This window comes from Actinomycetospora sp. (assembly GCF_055612215.1).
Genome location: NZ_JBVPVA010000455.1, coordinates 1 through 1,938 on the forward strand (window position 1 = coordinate 1; position 1,938 = coordinate 1,938).

A 1,938-nucleotide genomic window follows, 5' to 3' on the forward strand; every position below is an offset into this window, starting at 1 on the left:
CGGGGGGTCGTCGATGCGGGCACGGTGCGTGACCTGGGGCGTCGAGGTCGGCGCGGGCCGGCGTTCCACTCGACCGGGAGGAGCGCGGACCGCCCGGTCGAGTCCTCCAGGAGGGAGCGTCCGGGCCGGGCGGTCACCGAGCGTGCCGGGCGTGACCTGAGGTGCTGACGTCGTCGGGGAGGGGCTCGCTCGATCCACTGAACGGAGTATCAGGAATGGGCCGCCTGGTGCCGTTCCCTTCATCGAGCGGCGCGGTCACCGGACCGGGTCGCGCAGCCCATGACCGTCGGGGAGGTCGCAGGTGGGGACGCTGACAGCGCTCACGACACGCACGGGCCGCCGGACGGATCCGGACGTCGCGTCCGCGGGCATCACCCGCCTGCCGACGACGCCGCTCGTCGCCGTGCTCGCCCCGCCGTCGCGCGCCTCGTCGGTCGCCCCGCCGTCGTCGCCCACGGTCCTGCCGCTGCCGCGCACCCGCGGCACCGCCCCGACCCCCGCCGTCCGTACCGCCACGGCGTCCACGGTCGCGCCCCACGCGCCGGACGCCCCCGCCGTCGCGCCCGCGCGCGGCGACATCCCGCAGCTGACGGGCCTGCGCTTCGTCGCCGCCGTCTGGGTGCTGCTCCTGCACGCCTCGTTCGTGCCCGGCGACGTCTTCGCCCGCTGGACCGCGCCGATCGCGCCGCTCGTGGCGGCGGGCCCACTCGGGGTCGATCTCTTCTTCGTGCTCTCCGGGCTCGTCCTCACCCGCGCCTACCTCGAGCGGCTGGGGCGGCGCCCGACGGCGCGGGGCACCTGGTCGTTCCTGCGCGCCCGCATCGCGCGCGTCTGGCCGCTCTACGCGGCGGTCACGGTCGTCTTCGGGCTCTGGTGCGCGGCGCGCCTGGCGTTCGGCCACGACGGCGTCGTGACCTGGCAGAGCCCGCAGCCCGACCTCGGGCCGATGGGCTGGCTGCGCCAGCTGACGATGACCCAGCTGTGGGACTCCCGCGGGATCGAGGGCATCTCGTTCGTGCTGCCGGCGTGGTCGGTCAGTGCCGAGTGGCTGGCGTACCTGTGCTTCCCGCTGCTCGTGCTGGGCGTGTGGCGGATCCGGAACTGGCCGCTACCGGTGCTGGGCGCGCTCGCCGTCGTCGCGTCCTCACCGATCGCACTGGCCGCCGTGCTGTCCTCGGAGTCGGGCGAGACCGGCGCCTACGCCTGGGCGCTGCGCATCGGCGGCGGGTTCACCGCAGGGATGCTGACGTGGCTGGTCGTGGCCCGGATCGAGCGGACGCCGCGGGTCGAGCGCTGCGCGCAGCGGATCGTGCTGGGCGTGCTCGCGGAGACCGCGCTGGTGGCCTACTGGGCGGCGTCAGCGCCGGCCTCGGCGGCCATCCCCGCGGCCGACCGGCTGTGGTTCGCGGTGCCGATGTTCCCGCTGCTGCTCGGGGCGCTGTGCCTCTCGGGGGGCGGGGTCGTCCGGTTCCTCTCGCACCCCCGGCTGCAGCACGGCGGGCGCATCTCCTACGCGGTCTACCTCGTGCACTTCCCGCTCATCGAGATCACCGTGGTGGCGATGACGCGCTTCCCGGCGCTCGCCCCGAACAGCTCGCTCGCGGCATTGGCCGTGCCCCACGTGCTCGTCGCCTCGGTGTTGGTGGCGCACTACGCGTACCGGTGGATCGAGGAGCCGGCCCGTCGCCGGTTCGCGCCGCGCTAGGTGCGCTCCGCGCTCGTGAGCACTAATCCGTCCTATGACACGGATTAGTGCTCACGAGCCGGAGGCACCTAGACCGGCAGGCGACGGAAGATCGGGCGCGGGATGTGGCGCAGCACGGTCATGACGGCGCGCAGCGGGGCCGGGGCCCACACCAGCTCGCGGCCCTTGGTCACCGCGTCCACGGCGATCTCGGCGACCTTCTCCGGCGTCGTCGAGAGCGGCGCGGCGTCCAT

General features: G+C 74.7%; 1 protein-coding gene and 1 pseudogene. One reads left to right on the forward strand and one right to left on the reverse strand.

Annotation, left to right across the window (positions count from 1 at the left end; genetic code table 11):
- Window positions 1–301: 301 nt before the first annotated feature.
- Complete coding sequence (locus tag AC0CYZ_RS12705) at window positions 302–1,705, forward strand: acyltransferase family protein (RefSeq protein ID WP_472215810.1); 1,404 nt, start codon at window positions 302–304, stop codon at window positions 1,703–1,705.
- Between the two features lie 68 nt (window positions 1,706–1,773).
- On the opposite strand, the pseudogene AC0CYZ_RS12710 reads toward AC0CYZ_RS12705, so the two are convergent.
- A pseudogene (locus AC0CYZ_RS12710) lies at window positions 1,774–1,938 on the reverse strand (decaprenylphospho-beta-D-erythro-pentofuranosid-2-ulose 2-reductase); the annotation flags it as partial.